Here is a 15,039-nt window from a genome sequence, read left to right as displayed (position 1 = left end):
CGAGCTTTGAATGTCTTGCTGTAACGTGCCATGCGTCACCTCGTTGCCCTCTGCCTCCATTGTAAGGGAGGCGGCAACTATCTTGACGCAGAGGGGATCCGAGGCGGTGAAGCGCGGGGCGCCCGTGACGGTATGCCCCAGTGAGAATGACACGGAATGTGGCGGTGTCTGGACCGATGGCTGGATCACAATTATCGACGATACCAGCGGGGTGCTCAGGGTCTGGCGGGCGCCTGCTGCGGGAGCCGCGGTCAATCAAACGGGCACGGCAAATTCGGCTATTCGTTTTGGCGCACTGGGCCAGCGGGTCTCTGCAGACACCAGGCTGGACATAGAAGTGGCCGGATGCCGCGGCAACCGCGCGCGGCGTCTGGACGTGGGTCCCGCAGGGCGCATCAGTGTGCAGCGGGTAGCCTGCACGGTGGAAACGTAGGTGCAGGCTTCACCCCAGCGTGGCGTCGGCCTTATCGAGGTCCTTATTGCCATCGTGGTGGTGGCCCTGGGTGTGCTGGCGAGTATCCGCATGCAAACGAATAAGGTGAAGGCCAACCAGAGCGCGCTGTTACGCATGCAGGTAGAGTGGGCGCCACGCTCTGGAAAGCATGCGTCGGGATCTGCGTCAGTCGGGCTACGTGGGCTGTCGCAACACGCTACGCCTGGAGAATCCCCGCAACGAAGGCTCGCTGGATCCAGGCCTGATTCGTAATTCCCTCAACCCGGCCCCCTCTGGTGCGACGGATTCATTGTCCTTCGATTTTGATTTCAACACGCCGCTAATATGCTATGTGGCCACCGATTCCGCCTGGGAAGCATGAGTGCCTGGCGCGCCCATCGATCCCCAGGTGCTGTCACTAATTACGGGTATCCTCGAGCCCCGGCAGCGATATCGTGGTGCTGATACGGGCTGAAGGTGGCGGTTTACGCGTGGATGCACATCCGGGCGGCACTCATCCGGGATCGGCGAATCTGGAGGTCGCTGCCAACAATGACCTGCAGCGAGGTGATATCGTGTTCGCCACAGATTGCGTTTCTGGCGGTATTTTCGAAATTACCAACGCCAATCCTGACACTGCCGGCAGCCTGGTCCACAACACGGGCAATAGCGTGCCGGGCAATTACACCAAGGCCCTGGACCGGACGTTCGGTGGCGCCGAAATCTATCGTATTGAGCGGGCAGCGTACTACGTTGCCGAGAGCCCGGTGACCGGGCGGCCCTCTCTCTACCGTAACGAGGAAGAAATTGCTGCGAGCGTGTCGCAGCTGCAGGTGCGCTACGGGGTGCACAGCAGCTCCGACGCCCGAGTGAACGACTACCTGACGGCCTCGGAAATTGCCACAAGCCCAATTGTCAACATGGATGACGTGCTGGCCGTGCGGATGGATCTGCTCATCAACAGTGGCGAGGAAGACAGCCTGACCGAGCAGCCGGTAGAGTTCAGATACGACGGTGGTACGTTTACCGCTGACGCCGATGATCGCCGATTGCACCGCGCGTTTATCGCGACCGTGGGCGTGAGGAACCGGATGCCATGATGATCCGGCGCAGCAGCCGTTCCCTGCCGCGTCACCGTCCTTTCCGGGGCGGAGCCGTCCGTCGACAATCCGGTATCGTGCTGCCTGTTGTGATGATCCTGATGGTTATCCTCGGCGTGCTGGCCGTGTCCGGCATGGATGATACGGCCATGCAGGAGCGCATGGCCGGCAACCTGCGGGATCGCGAAGTGGCGTTTCAGGCAGCGGAGTCTGCGCTGCATATGGGTGAGGGGTGGATACAGGCCAATCGCAGTGAGGTCGAGGGAAATCTCGAGATATCGGGGGCAGAAGCTGCAAGCTGGGACTGGGGCGGGCTGCCGGGTCGGCCGTCCCGATCGGGCGTGCGGGCAGGGCTGTATGGTGAGGACGATCGCATTCAGCTTCACGACGATCCGTTGTTTTATGTGGGGCCACCCCAGTTATTGCGCGTGAACCCCGGCGAGACGCCGCCCAGGTTTCGTCAGATCTTTCCCGTAATATCCCACGCCTATGGTGCCACCGAATCCATGATCGTTATTCTGCGTTCAACATTTGAGCCGTTGTGAGACAGACTCAGACGCCTCTGAAAAATTTCTTGCCGGGTGGTTGCGCAGCCGATCCGGTGATGGCCTGGTATTTATTGTAGAAGGAGACTTTGATGCGGGGGCCTTTGGCGGAACTGCAGCAAGACCGGCACGCTCGACTTACCGGGCATCGAGTGCGTCAGCGCCACGGAGCAATGATTGCCCCGCGTCGACACGGTGCCGGCTTCACACTGATGGAACTCATGATCGTCGTGGCGATTGTCGCCATTCTGGCGGCGGTTGCGTTGCCGGCCTACCAGGATTCGGTAACCCGGACCTGGCGAAACAAGGCCACAGCCTGCCTGACCGAGCTGGCGCAAAGCATGGAGCGACGATTTACCGGCAACATGAGTTACGTGGGGCCAGCCGGCGCTGCAGATGAGCTTCCGCCCAATACCTGCACCGTCGAGGACGGTATGGCGCAACGCTACGCGTTCAGCTTTGTCGACGATCCGTCGGCTGGCGAATTTACGCTGCAGGCCGAGCCCCAGGGTGTGCAGGCCACGCGGGACGAGGATCGATGCGGCACGCTGAGGATCGACCAGAGGGGCACCAGGACCTCAAGCGTAGAGGGTGGTGACGCCGTCTGCTGGTAGCGACGCACTCAGGTATTCAGCATTCAGGCGTTTTCTGCGGTCAGCATTTTTTACAGTCAGCTCGTCATTTTTCTTTCGGCGTGTTTGGTCAGGGCGGGTGGCTTGTGTAAGTCGCTATTCTTCATCGGAAAATTTAGATCGGCGCGATTTGTGCATGTAGTTCCGCACAAAGGGTATAGATAGCCGGTAGCAGTGTCTTGAGCCATGGTAAGGTTAAGGCTCTGAGCGCTGTTGCTGCTGGTAGTGTTGATGATGACAGTACGGTTGTGACCGTGGTCACACAGTCAAGAGTGTGCGATGGCCGCCGAGTCGGCGTGTGCTATTCTCATTGGGCGAATCATTGATCTCTGACTTGGTCTTGCGTTCGTGCACAGCAGACTATGTCGGATACGTATAACGAACATCGTCGCGGCACGGCGATAACAATGTCCCGTGCGCAAGGCAGGAAATATGAGCGAATCTGAAGAAGACACCACGACGCAAAGTACGGCAAATCAATCCGTATCAGGTCAGGAAGCATCGGACGACGTAAGTGCAGACAGCTCCCATTCCCGACGGCGCTTTACGCGCCAGGCCCTCGTCGGCAGCGCTGTTGTCTTTTCGCTGGCGAATCGGTCGGCGTGGAGCCAGAGTGGTGGGGGGGATAACTGCATTTCCAAGGCGTTCTTTGATTCCTTCACCGATCCCGACTACGTCGCCTCCATTCATCCGGGAAAGCAAGACGAAAGGCTGTTGATGGAGGACAAGGCAAATGACATTCAGGATCTGATCGCTACCGATGGTTATGAATTGGTGGATACAGGCGAGGGGGAATCCTGTGTGGTGGAGACAGATGGTACCAGTACGACCTAAACTACGGGTTCGTCTGCGAGCGACTGGAGCCCTCCTGGTTGGTCTATTCGACGAAAACAAAAGTAGCACCTGCGTAAGAGCCCTCAAGGCATTCCAGAGACACTGTGCATTTTTCACTTGCGACTTCTAGAACACCTCTCTTTTATTTTGATCCGAATGAGGAGACCTCGGTCTGTTTCAATCCCGACAGTGGTGACACCCACCTCCTGAGCACACTCGCTGCGGTCGCACTGAGTGAACTGGGTGATGAGACCCTGTCAGTCGCCGATCTCACGCAGATTCTCAAATCCCGGTTTGATGCGGCGTCCGCCGGTGAGATAGAGACTTACGCCCCGACGCTAATGGAAGAGCTGTCGAACCTCGGCCTGGTGAAGATACACGAGTGACAGGTCAGCGGCTGTCGCGTGGGGAAAATCATGGCGGGTCGCTACGGTCACCCATGCGCCCGTACAATGAGAATCTCGCCATCGGGCCTTACACCTACCGGATTCGAACGACGCTCCGCAACGTGGCTGCCGGGCTGCAAGCGCTGTACCGTGATTTTCCCCGTGCTGATGCCAGTGCCTTTGTCGATTTTGATATTGCATTGCGCAGTCATGGGATTCTTCCCTGGCGTAAGCTCAGCAGATTCGGCTTCGACGGTCGGGATCAGTTTGGGCCAGTGCCGGTCCATCAGGCCTATGCGTCCCTGGAGTGGGGGATGAACTGGTGTGTTTCTGTTCACTGCAATGAGTATCTCAAGCTCCATGCCGCTGTGGTGGCCAGCGATGCCGGTGCGATCATCATGCCGGGGGTGCCGGGTGCGGGCAAAAGCACGCTGTGTGCAGCACTCGGTTTATCCGGATGGCGGATACTGTCCGACGAGCACGCGCTGATCCCGCCAGGCAGCCGACAGGTTGTGCCATTGTGTCGGCCGGTCAGCCTGAAGAACGAGAGCATTGACGTCATTCGGAGCTTCTCCCGCGATGCCGTGTTCGGGCCGCCAAGTCTCGATACCCACAAGGGCACCGTTCAGCACATGAAGGGCGACCTGCATCCCGAAAGCCACGCCACCGATCCTGTTCCCGTTCGCGCGCTTGTGTTTCCGCGGTTCAGCCGGGACGAGCCGCAGCGGCTGCGTGCCCGGCCTCGGACGGTGAGCTTTGTCCTCGCTGCATATCATTCGTTCAACTATAGCCTGCTTGGCGAAGACGGCTTCCATGCCATGCGCCATCTCGTTGAGGCTGCGCCCTGCTTTGATCTGGTCTACCACGACCTTGAGTGGGCCATGGGTGCACTTGAGCGTATGCCTGCCGGGGAGGCGCTGCCGCAATCGGCAGAGATGTCGTGACAACCCTTATCGACGCGTTGAATGACCCGCAGAGCGTAATGCACCTGCGACCGCTGCAGCTAAGCGCCTTGATGTCGCAGGCGCGCCAGGCTGGTCTGCTCGCTGCCCTTCGCGTGCACCTCGACCGTGCCGGTGTGCTTGCGCCGTTGCCGGCCGACGTTACGCGACACCTGGATTCAGCATCGCTGGCACAGACAAAGCAGGCGCGAGACCTCCGCTTTGAGGTTCGCTGTCTTCGAGACGCGCTCGCGCCGGCAGGCCTGTCGCCGATACTGCTCAAGGGCGCCGCTTACATTATCGGTGAGCTCCCTGCGGGAGACGGCCGGATTATTTCCGATATCGATCTTCTGACGCCTCACGCGGCCATCCCGGCCGCGGAGTCGGCGCTTATCGCCGCGGGCTGGATTACTGGCCCCCTGGACGATTACGACGAGCAGTACTATCGGCGCTGGATGCACGAAATTCCGCCCATGGCGCATAAAAGCCGCGGCTCAGTGGTCGACTTGCACCACACAATACTGCCGCCCACCGCCGCGCCTCATGTTGACGCCGGTCGCCTGTTTGAGTCGCTGAAAAGCACATCGCTGGAGGGTGTCCTCGCGCTGGGCAACTGCGACCAGGTTATTCACAGCGCTACGCACCTGTTTCATGAAAGTGAATTCCACCATGCGCTGCGTGACCTGTGGGATCTCAACCAGCTGCTGCGCGACTTTGAGACATCGGTCGTTTCTGCACACGGTGCGGTTGCTGGTGCGGAAGGCGGTGCGTCGGTCAACGGCGCCGCCGACCGCGTCGACCAGGGAGGCGCCGGCGGTGACTTCTGGTCAATGCTCGAGGAGAGGGCTTGCGCGCTCGATCTGGGTACGCCGACCTACCTCGCATTGCGCTACGCGTCACGCCTGTTCGGCACGCCTGTCCCGGCAGACACCCTGAACGCCCTGCGGCCACCCCTCGCGCGAGCGCGTAGCCTGCTCTGGGACCCGTTGTTCCTGCGTGGTGCTTTCAGTTTGGATTACCCGGGAGATCGGCCGCGAGGGCGTGCATTTGCCCTGTGGCTGCTCTATTTGCGTGGGCACGTCCTGCGTATGCCGCTGCGTCTGCTGGTTCCGCATTTGGTGCGTAAGGCGGTAAGAAGGGGGGCGGTGGGTAAGGGCTCGGAGAATGTGGCTTAGCCTGAATGATACTATAGTGCCTCATAACAAAAAACCGGCCTTGGCTCGTTTTTTGCTGCGCTCCTACAGGAGAAGTATTGCTATCACACAGTCGGTTATGGGTGATTGCTCTGAGCGCGTACGTTCTACAGCGCGCGGCGCTGACGACGACGGCTTGCAGCCGCACCTAACAGTCCCACCCCAAACAGCACCAGTCTGGCCGGCACCGGCACGTCTCCGCTCGGCGTCGTGCCACCTTCAACTAGAATCCGGATAGATTCTGACGCGAGCGCAAAGCCGAGAGGTGTAGTCGGCTCTCATGCAGGGGTACGGTCAATTTGATGTTTTTATCATCCCGCCACGCTCATTCCACGCAATTGTATAAAAAGCTGACATCCTCCTTTTAGCGGCATTGGCGTGCGAGTGTAAGCAGTAAAAAAATATTGGGACAACGCCATGAGTAGCATCACCGGAGTTCCGTAGGCGCTTAGCAAAGCAAGTTGCGTGTTGATCCAGTCGCAAAGCGGCCCCGCTTTGTCGCCGGCAATAGCTCTGCCTCAGATGTCACTCCCACCCGAGTCCTTATTCGCGCGAAATCCGCGCGAACTGCTAGGCGTGCAGGCCGTGGCCATCGGATCTCAGGACCTCGCCATGCGACAAAATCCGCGTAAGCCGAGTTTCATGGCATTGACGGTGAGGTCTTGTTGCCGGGCATGGGTCTTGGTGGGTATGCGGTTTGCGTCGCAGCGGTACCCTCGACCATGGCGCAGTGTATGTCGGAATACTTTACAGTTGAGTAGTGAGTGGGGCAGAAACTGGCGAAGCTAAAAGCATAAGCAAATGAAATTAAACGGAAACAAGTAGTGGCATGGCTTTTGCTTATTATGCAATAACCCGCTTCGGAGAGTAGTGCCGTGTCGCTAAAGTCGTTGTCAACAAAGTCTTTTGCAGTAACTGCGATCGTGACTGCTGGATTGATGAGCTCGTTGGCCGAAGCGGGACCTTTAACGGTAGATTTGGCGGATGTTTCAGGGTCGCTGGTCGACGGTTTTGAGGTGGGCCTCCCCGATCTCAACGCGGATCAGAAGCTGCGCGTTGAATACACCGGCCCCATCAATGCAACCTATGATGGCTATAGCGACACAAGGACGTTCTTCACTGGAGGTCCAAATTTCGTGCTGGGCAGAAACAGCTCGATCACGGTTTTCGGGATTAACTTCTTTCTCGGATCAGCAATATTCGAAGTCTGGGATCTGGATACCTTCAATGGTCGTGAAACCGTGACGTTCAATCCAGGTAATGTAACGCTGGTCGGTGTAGACTCTAATATCAATAACTCTGAGGCATCCCTACCTGAAAATACTCAGTCCAGTGGGCTGATCATGGCGGATGAGACTGGCAGTATAGTCATCAGCGCCGGTGACTCGGGTGCAGGCTTTGCCATAGGTGGTATACAGGTAAATCGGGTGCCGTCGCCGACACCGCTCCTGCTGATCGGTGTAGGATTGTTGAGCTTGCTTCGCATTCGTTGGAGGTAGTCGGGTCGTTTTTGCCTGGTTTTCACTCTCGAAGCTTCGCTACTACCTATATGCGGTGACTCTTTGCTGGATGCAGAGACTCCTTGGAATTCGTTTTTTCTTTTCCGCCCGCCCGGCGACCGTTGGATGACGAACTTCTCTGGCGCACGTGGCCTTTCATCATCTAACGATGCTGTGATTCGTAGGGTCATAGTGGGGGGGTGTAAAGCCTCCTGACAGTTGCAGAGATCGCACCCCGCTGGTCCGGGCTCGGCACCAGATGGAACTACATCCCTCTCTGTATCGCGGGATTCAAGTCGGCACAGGGCTTGTGCTGAGAGGGGTCGGATTTGTTGTCGGCCGTTTTTGGATCAATCCAAGGACGCAGGCAACTGTGACCCAGTCATCAATTCCTGCCTTTTGGAGTCAAGTCCTGTAGGGACCTGACCCTGATACCCCTACAATCACAGTTGACACCCCCCATCAGGCAGTGCTTTGATGCCTCAAAGCTTCCGCCAAAGACGGGACCCAAACTACGTAGTACTCACAATATGGCAGAACACCCCTATCGTCGCAGTCACGGTTTCACCATGATCGAGCTGATGGTCACATTGGTCGTGCTCGGCATTCTGTTGGGTGTTGGCATTCCTTCCTTTAATGCAATCATGCTGAACAGCCGCACCTCTGGCGTTGCCAATGACCTCACCAGTGCCATTAACCTGGCTCGTTCAGAGGCGGTGAAGCGCGCAGCGCCAGTGAGAGTGTGCCCCAGCAGCAATCCCCTCGATACCACGCCCACGTGCTCGGGAACCTGGTCCGATGGGTGGATCGTGAGTGTCGATGTTCCCGTTGGCGGTGAACCTCCGGTGCGACGCACATGGCGGCCGCCCTTTCCGGGAGCCGACTTCGCCCAGACCAGTGGCGCTAACCAGCCCATCATTTTCGGCCCTCTTGGACAGCTTGTCTCGGGCAGGGTAGATATCACGATCGAGGTGGATGGCTGTCGCGGCAGGCGCGCCAGGTTACTGGAGATTGCAGCAACGGGTCGCGTCAGCGTGGAACGGGTGTTGTGCAGTGCGGATAGCACCTGAATGAGGGGCGCTCTCCAGGCCCTGGCACCCTCCCGGCAGCGTGGCGTCGGCATGATCGAGGTGCTGATTGCCATTGTCGTGGTTGCCCTTGGCGTCCTTGCCATTATCCGCATGCAGACCAACATGGTGCGCACCAACCAGAGCGCACTCATGCGCAGTCAGGCCACGCTGTTGGTGTATGACATGACGGACCGGCTGCGGGTGGATCGCCAAAGCGCGATTGACGGCCTGTACAACCGCGGCTTTGACGACGCGGTGCCGGGCGGCGGCACGCTGCTGGCGAACGAGACCGCCGAATGGCTTGCCCGCGTCGCCGAATATCTGCCCCAGGGCGCGGGCGCTATCGCCAGCAACGGCAACCTGGTGACGGTGTCCGTGCGCTGGGACGACAGCCGCGGCGAGCAGCCAGCGCAGGTGTTCAGCACCTCGGCGGAGATCTGATCATGCCGATAAGAGAGCGCGACACAGGGGGCAGGCGACGTCTTCGCGTTAGGGCCCAGGGGGGCTTCACCCTTACCGAGCTCCTGATCAGCCTGGTGCTTGGCGCTTTTGTCATCGGGGGGGTGCTCAGCGTTTTCCTCGGTGGCCTGGAAACCTTCCGCATGACTGACTCCCTGTCTCGCATGCAGGAGAGCGGTCGTTTCGCCATGGAGCTGATGCGCCGCGATTTGCGTGAGGCCGGTTATGTGGGCTGTCGCAACACGCTGCGTCAGGAGGCGCCGCGCACCGATGGGCCGCTCGACCCGGGTCTTATCCGCAATACCCTGACGCCCGCCCCCTCCGGCGCCACCGACACCCTGTCCTTTGAGTACGATTTCGGCGTGCCGTTGATGGCTTACGAGGGCACCGGTGACGGATCCGGCAGCAGCTGGACTGCAGCCGATGATACGGCCGTTGCTCCGACCACAGTATCCTTGATGACTGCGACAGTGGATGGCGAGACCATCGTCCCCCGGGACGACAGCGATATCGTTGTCATGATCATCGCCCGCGGTGCCGGCATTACTGTTAGAGACCACGTCGGTGGATCCCCACCAGGCTCCGCGGATATAAAGGTGGATGGAGGGAGCGGAATAGAGGAGGGTGACATCCTGCTGGTGACCGATTGCGCCTCGGCAGGGGTTTTTGCAGTCACCAACATTAATAGCTCCGGCGGCGCCGGCTTTGACAACATTGTGCACAATACTGGCAGCAGCACACCTGGCAACTATACCAAGGCCCTCGGCCGCACCTTTGTCGGTGCCGAGGTCTATCGCATTGAGCGCGTGGCCTTTTTTGTGGCCGACCACCCCGACACCGGTCGGCCCACGCTATACCGAACCGGTGAGGAATTCGCTGAGGAAATCGCCGAAAACGTGCAGCAACTGCAGTTGCTCTACGGCGTGGATACTACCTTCGACTTCCGCGTGAACGATTACGTGACGGCGGAGCAGATTCGCAACGATGTGAATGTGTCCATGGACAACGTACTCGCCATCCGGCTGAACCTGCTGATTAACAGCGGCGAGGAGGACAACCTGCTGGAGCTGCCGGCGTCCCTCACCCTGGCCGGTGGCACGTTCACGGCGGAAAACGATGATCTGCGTCTTTATCGCGTGTTCACAGCCACCGTTGGCGTGCGGAACCGCTTGCCATGAATCGCTCAATCTCTAAGCGTTTGCCCCGTATCGCAGGTGTCCGTCGCCAGCGTGGCGTTGTGCTGCCCATCGTCATGATTCTGATGGTGATTCTGGGTGTCCTCGCCGTGTCGGGCATGGACGATACCGCCATGCAGGAGCGCATGGCGGGAAACCTGCGCGACCGCGAGATCGCGTTCCAGGCGGCGGAGTCTGCGCTGCGTGAGGGCGAGGCCTGGGTACAGGTCAATCGCGATATAGCCAGTGCCAACCTCGAGCTCATGGGGACGGCGGCGCAGCAGTGGGATGGCGCGGCGCCGGGGCCCTCGGGCACGCGCACGGGCGTGTATTCCGGGGACGACATTATCAGCCTGGCTGCCGATCCGGTGTACTACGTCGGTCCGCCGCAGCTACTGCGGGTGAACCCGGGGGAGACTCCGCCGGAGTTTCGCGAGATATTTCCGGTGATCGCCCGGGGTGTCGGCGCGACCGGTACATCAGTTGTGATTTTACGCTCAACGTTTGAGCCACTTTAGGCACAGGGCCTGGCGCCCGGAGGTTGCTGACATGACACAGGAACGCTGCCACAGGACACGGCTTGCCGCCGCCATCGCGGGCCTGGCGCTGCTCACCGGCACCGCGATGGCCCAGGTGGATATTGCGGACAAGCCGCTGTTCGTGACGGCCGGCGTCGAGCCGAACCTCATCACGGCGATTGATGACTCGGGATCGATGGACTCCGAACTGCTGGTGCCCACCAATGACGGTGCGCTGTGGTGGCACACCGGCAGCAATTTCCGCAGCTTCATCGGGCTAGATGGCAATGACAGCGTGGCCGAGGCAACCCTGAACTACAACCGCGTCGGCACCGCCAACGGCACCTGGAAAAAGAACATCTACCTGTTTCCCAATGGTACCGGCAACGGTAATCGCGTCTACAGCGATGGGAGTAATGACCACTACGCCATCCCCCCCTTCCCGCAGTTTGCGTTCACGCGCAGCGCTGCCTACAACGGTATGTACTACGATCCGGCAGTGGTTTACGAGCCGTGGCCCAGTGCGGGCGGCTTTACCTTCGGCGACGTGGATCCGGAAAAGGCGCCCTCGGACCCGACCCAGGGCAACAGCACCTTCAACCTCACCGTGGACCGGTCCGATACGGGCAACAACTGGCGATTCCGCGTCTTCCAGGACATGGTGATCCCCGAGGGTACCCGCTATTACGACAGCAGCTGGCAGACCGCCACCAGTGACCAGGTGGAGACCGCGGGTGCCCGCAGCATCGGCGTGGAATACTTTCCGGCCACCTACTACATGCCGGTGAGGGGCGGCGTGTCCTACACGGTTGAGAACAATCTGGGGAACCCCGTTACGGGCTCCTGCGGCTCGCCCAACCCGGCGCACTACGAACTTTTTGAACGCTTTCCGTCAACCTTCGACGCCGAGGGCGTGGATGCCCTGGCTTACGACGGTGTCTGCCTCGAGAAATTCGAGATCCGCGGTGACAATACCTATCCCTCCGGTCGCTCCACCGCCGATGAGCTGCAGAACTTCGCCAACTGGTTCAGTTACGCCCGCAAGCGTCACCTGGCCACCCGTTCCGGCATCGGCCAGAGCTTCAGTACGCTCTCGGGGGTGCGCACGGGGGCGCTCACCCTGAACAGCCGCACCCTGCGCGGCATGTATTTCATGGGCGACCCCGACGACCGCTCGGACTTCTTCAACTATATCTATAACCGCGGCGGCAACGGCGGTGGTACGCCCAACCGCGAGGCGGTGAAGTTTATCGGTGACCAGTTTCACGCTAACAATTCCGTTATCACCCAGAGCTGCCAGCAGAACTTCGCGCTGCTGTTTACCGACGGTTTTAGCAACGTCTGGACCGGCTCTGGTTCGGGCAATGCCGACGGCGATTTGGGCCCGCCTTTCGCCGATAGCTTCAGCAATACCATGGCCGACATTGCGGCGCGTTATTACAAGCTCAAGCTGCGCGGTAATGCCTTCGAGGCGGGGCGCGTGCCGGTGCCGACCATCTGCGCGTCCAACAACCCGCCCGCCTCGGCGGACTGCAATGCCGACCTGCACATGGTGACCTACGGCATCACGCTGGGCGGGCAGGGCGATATCTTTGGCGTGACCCACAATTCTGTCGAGGATGCGCATATCAACCCGCCACAGTGGGTGGAGCCCTCCCAGACCCGCAACCCGGTGCAGGTGGATGACCTGTACCACGCGGCCGTCAATTCCCGCGGCGATATGCTGAATGCGCGCACCGCCGACGAACTGCGGGAAGTGCTGGGTAATGCGCTGCTCGATATCGTCGATCGCACGGCAACCTCCGGGACCTCCTCGTCCACCAGCGCGGCCATCCTGCAGGCCGATACCCTGCTGTACAGCGTGGCCTTCCGCAGTGATGACTGGTCCGGCGATGTCATCGCCCAGTCCATTGAAACCAGTGACGGCAGTGTGGATGCGCTGGAGTGGAGTGCAGAAACCCTGCTTGCCAACCGCACGGCGGAGAATCGCAACCTGCTCACCTGGGATGGCGGCGCCGGCATCACATTCAGTGCTGCCAACCTTTCCGCGACGCAGCGGGACGCCCTTAACCGCGATGCAGAGGGAGTTGTTGATGACCTCGCGGAAGATCGCGTTGACTGGATGTACGGCAAGCCCGTGACCGGACTGCGCAGTCGTCTCGGCGTGGGTGGCCAGCGTTTGCTGGGCGATATCGTCAACTCCACGCCGCTGTATGTGGGCAAGGAAAATCGCGGCTACTCCCTGCTGCCGGCGGAGTTCTCGCCGGGTGGTTACGGGGCCTTCCGCACCAGTATTCAGGAGCGCGACGAGCTGTTGGTGGTGGGCGCCAATGACGGGATGCTGCATGCCTTCAACGCGAAGACCGGCGAGGAAGTCTTTGCCTATCTGCCGACCGAAGTGCTGGAGCCGGTGCCGGGCGAGACCTTCAGTGCGGTATCACAGCTGACGGAACGCAACTACGAGCATCGCTACACGGTTGACGGTACCCCGGCCGCGAGCGATGTTTTGATCAACGGTGCCTGGCGGACCGTGGTTGTCGGCACCATGGGCGTTGGTGGTCGGACGGTGTTCGCCATCGACATTACCGACCCTGACAATATCAGTTCCAGCAATGTGCTGTGGGAGTTTACCGACCCTGATATCGGCTACGGCGTCACTGACCCGGAAATTGTCGCCATGGGCGATGGTCGCTTTGCCGCCGTTTTCGGCAATGGCTACAACAGCGATTCCAACAGGGCGATGCTGTTTATTGTGGACGTGGCCGACGGTACGCTGATCGCCAAAGTGGATACCGGGGCGGGCAGCGGCGCAACGCCGAACGGGCTTGGCCCCGTTGCTACCAGTGACTGGCCGGAGAACTCACTGGTCACCCAGTTCGTGTATGCGGGTGACCTGCTCGGGAACCTGTGGCGCTTCGATGTGACCGGGACCGACAGCAGTAAATGGGACAGCGGAGCACTGGACCTGTTCAAGGCGGTGGACCCTGATGGCAGACCGCAGCCTATTACGGTGCAGCCACGGGTGTCCCTGAATCCCACGCGCGCGGGAGAACTGATCATCAATTTTGGCACGGGCAGCTTCTTCCGCAACCAGGACAATACCCTCACCGACCCGCAGGTGCAGACGCTTTACGGTGTGCGTGATGACGGTGGCAACAAGAGCCTGGGTACGCGCGACAAGATGCTGGAGCAGACCATAGAGTCGCAGCAGACGGCCCTGGCGCTAGGCGAGGTGCGGATAGTGCGCGAGATTTCCCGGAACCTGTATTCGGAAACCGGCCAGGCGCAGGTAGGGTGGTTCCTCGATCTGGAGTACGCGGGTAACAACGAGGGCGAGCGGGTGATCAGCCGGGTGACCTTCCCGTCAGGCTCGCCGCGCGAGCGCGTACGCTTTACCAGCATGACCCCGAGCAACGATCCCTGCTCGGCGGGTCGCGTCGGCTTCATCTTCGACCTGGATATTGCGACCGGTGGCGCAACGGAGGAATCGGTGTTCGACATCAACGATGACCAGTTCTTCAACGTGCAGGACCTGATCGATGGCAAGATGATCAACGCCATCAGCGGTGGCCGCGGTGAAGAGCTGACGGTGATCCGCAACCAGGCAGGCTCCGGCGACTTTTTCTACGATGGCGCTGGCCAGCGCATCGGCAACACCGGTGGCGCCGAAGGCCGTGCCAGCGGCGATCCACTGGGGAGGCAGTCATGGCAGCAGTTACGATGAGAGCACAGCGCGGCTTTACCCTGATGGAACTGATGATCGTGGTGGCGATCGTCGCCATCCTTGCCGCCGTGGCACTGCCTGCCTATCAGGACTCCGTCACCAAGACCTGGCGCAACAAGGCAGCCTCCTGCCTCACGGAAATGGCGCAGAGCATGGAGCGCCGCTTTAGCGGGGCCATGAGTTATGCCGGCCCCACCGGTGCGGCAGACCAACTGCCCCCCAATACCTGCACGACGGATGATGGCATGGCGCAGCGGTATGCGTTCAGCTTCACGGCAGACCCGGGGGACACAGAGTTCGAACTGCAGGCCGAACCCCAGGGCACGCAGGCAGCGCGGGATGAGCGCTGTGGCACCCTTACAATCGATCAGACCGGCCTGCGCTCGGTGAGCGGCGAGGGCGATGCGGGTTTGTGTTGGTAGCAGCGCGTCCGGACTGAACTGGGTGAATTTGTCAGCTTTTTTTACGTTGATTTCTGGCGTGACCCAACCTGTGTGACGCGGCTCTCATTTCGTCGGACGACAATTTTC

Annotated in this window: 18 protein-coding genes; 17 read left to right on the top strand and 1 reads right to left on the bottom strand. The window is 60.1% G+C overall.

All coding sequences use genetic code 11. The annotated features are described in order from the left end of the window. The first annotated feature begins 10 nt into the window (after positions 1-10). From EV688_RS08485 to EV688_RS08445, 10 genes are all read left to right on the top strand, one after another. The gene (locus tag EV688_RS08485) at positions 11-433 is read left to right on the top strand and encodes a GspH/FimT family pseudopilin (protein ID WP_131917602.1); all 423 of its coding nucleotides are present in this window, start codon (positions 11-13) and stop codon (positions 431-433) included. Beyond that, positions 434-706, top strand: coding sequence for a type IV pilus modification PilV family protein (locus EV688_RS17885; protein WP_117315274.1), 273 nt, complete (start codon positions 434-436; stop codon positions 704-706). After that, positions 603-815 (top strand): hypothetical protein, encoded by a 213-nt coding sequence (locus EV688_RS17415; RefSeq protein WP_162883795.1) that lies wholly within the window; start codon positions 603-605, stop codon positions 813-815. Before EV688_RS17885 ends, EV688_RS17415 begins: the two co-directional genes overlap by 104 nt. 109 nt (positions 816-924) lie before the next feature. Continuing rightward, on the top strand, positions 925-1,533 hold the full coding sequence (locus EV688_RS08475) for a PilW family protein (protein WP_162883797.1): 609 nt from the start codon (positions 925-927) through the stop codon (positions 1,531-1,533). Next, complete coding sequence (locus EV688_RS08470) at positions 1,530-2,078, top strand: pilus assembly PilX family protein (protein WP_240624233.1); 549 nt, start codon at positions 1,530-1,532, stop codon at positions 2,076-2,078. The genes EV688_RS08475 and EV688_RS08470 overlap by 4 nt, the downstream gene beginning before the upstream one ends. A 92-nt stretch (positions 2,079-2,170) precedes the next feature. Beyond that, positions 2,171-2,692, top strand: a complete 522-nt coding sequence (locus tag EV688_RS08465; protein ID WP_276309852.1) for a type IV pilin protein — start codon at positions 2,171-2,173, stop codon at positions 2,690-2,692. Between the two features lie 450 nt (positions 2,693-3,142). Next, the gene (locus tag EV688_RS08460; RefSeq protein ID WP_117315278.1) at positions 3,143-3,544 is read left to right on the top strand and encodes a hypothetical protein; all 402 of its coding nucleotides are present in this window, start codon (positions 3,143-3,145) and stop codon (positions 3,542-3,544) included. Between the two features lie 104 nt (positions 3,545-3,648). Next, positions 3,649-3,930, top strand: coding sequence for an HPr-rel-A system PqqD family peptide chaperone (locus tag EV688_RS08455; RefSeq protein WP_117315280.1), 282 nt, complete (start codon positions 3,649-3,651; stop codon positions 3,928-3,930). A gap of 53 nt (positions 3,931-3,983) precedes the next feature. After that, entirely contained in the window at positions 3,984-4,874 is an 891-nt protein-coding gene (locus EV688_RS08450; protein ID WP_117315282.1) for an HprK-related kinase A, read from the top strand. Continuing rightward, complete coding sequence (locus EV688_RS08445; RefSeq protein ID WP_131917600.1) at positions 4,871-6,046, top strand: nucleotidyltransferase domain-containing protein; 1,176 nt, start codon at positions 4,871-4,873, stop codon at positions 6,044-6,046. The genes EV688_RS08450 and EV688_RS08445 overlap by 4 nt, the downstream gene beginning before the upstream one ends. 125 nt (positions 6,047-6,171) lie before the next feature. On the opposite strand, the gene EV688_RS17880 is transcribed toward EV688_RS08445, so the two are convergent. Then, complete coding sequence (locus EV688_RS17880; RefSeq protein ID WP_420867049.1) at positions 6,172-6,258, bottom strand: PEP-CTERM sorting domain-containing protein; 87 nt, start codon at positions 6,256-6,258, stop codon at positions 6,172-6,174. Positions 6,259-6,939: 681 nt separating this feature from the next. On the opposite strand from EV688_RS17880, the gene EV688_RS08435 reads away from it, so the two are divergent. The 7 genes from EV688_RS08435 (at position 6,940) to EV688_RS08405 (ending at position 14,931) form a co-directional block, all read left to right on the top strand. Continuing rightward, on the top strand, positions 6,940-7,563 hold the full coding sequence (locus tag EV688_RS08435) for a hypothetical protein (RefSeq protein ID WP_131917598.1): 624 nt from the start codon (positions 6,940-6,942) through the stop codon (positions 7,561-7,563). 530 nt (positions 7,564-8,093) lie between these two features. Further along, on the top strand, positions 8,094-8,633 hold the full coding sequence (locus EV688_RS08430; RefSeq protein ID WP_117315716.1) for a GspH/FimT family pseudopilin: 540 nt from the start codon (positions 8,094-8,096) through the stop codon (positions 8,631-8,633). Further along, positions 8,634-9,074: a type IV pilus modification protein PilV gene (pilV, locus tag EV688_RS08425; RefSeq protein ID WP_117315290.1), complete on the top strand. Its 441-nt coding sequence runs from the start codon at positions 8,634-8,636 to the stop codon at positions 9,072-9,074. Positions 9,075-9,076: 2 nt separating this feature from the next. Beyond that, positions 9,077-10,270 carry a PilW family protein gene (locus tag EV688_RS08420; RefSeq protein WP_117315292.1) on the top strand — a complete coding sequence of 398 codons (1,194 nt, stop codon included), beginning with the start codon at positions 9,077-9,079 and terminating at the stop codon, positions 10,268-10,270. After that, a complete protein-coding gene (locus tag EV688_RS08415; protein WP_117315294.1) occupies positions 10,267-10,785 on the top strand; it encodes a pilus assembly PilX family protein in 519 nt (172 codons plus the stop codon). The genes EV688_RS08420 and EV688_RS08415 overlap by 4 nt, the downstream gene beginning before the upstream one ends. Positions 10,786-10,816: 31 nt before the next feature. Next, positions 10,817-14,509 carry a pilus assembly protein gene (locus tag EV688_RS08410; RefSeq protein WP_117315296.1) on the top strand — a complete coding sequence of 1,231 codons (3,693 nt, stop codon included), beginning with the start codon at positions 10,817-10,819 and terminating at the stop codon, positions 14,507-14,509. Beyond that, positions 14,491-14,931, top strand: a complete 441-nt coding sequence (locus tag EV688_RS08405; RefSeq protein WP_117315298.1) for a type IV pilin protein — start codon at positions 14,491-14,493, stop codon at positions 14,929-14,931. The genes EV688_RS08410 and EV688_RS08405 overlap by 19 nt, the downstream gene beginning before the upstream one ends. Positions 14,932-15,039 lie beyond the last annotated feature (108 nt).

The sequence above is a fragment of the Chromatocurvus halotolerans genome (assembly GCF_004340525.1).
GTDB lineage: Bacteria > Pseudomonadota > Gammaproteobacteria > Pseudomonadales > Halieaceae > Chromatocurvus > Chromatocurvus halotolerans.
This window is presented reverse-complemented; position numbering and strand designations above follow the sequence as displayed.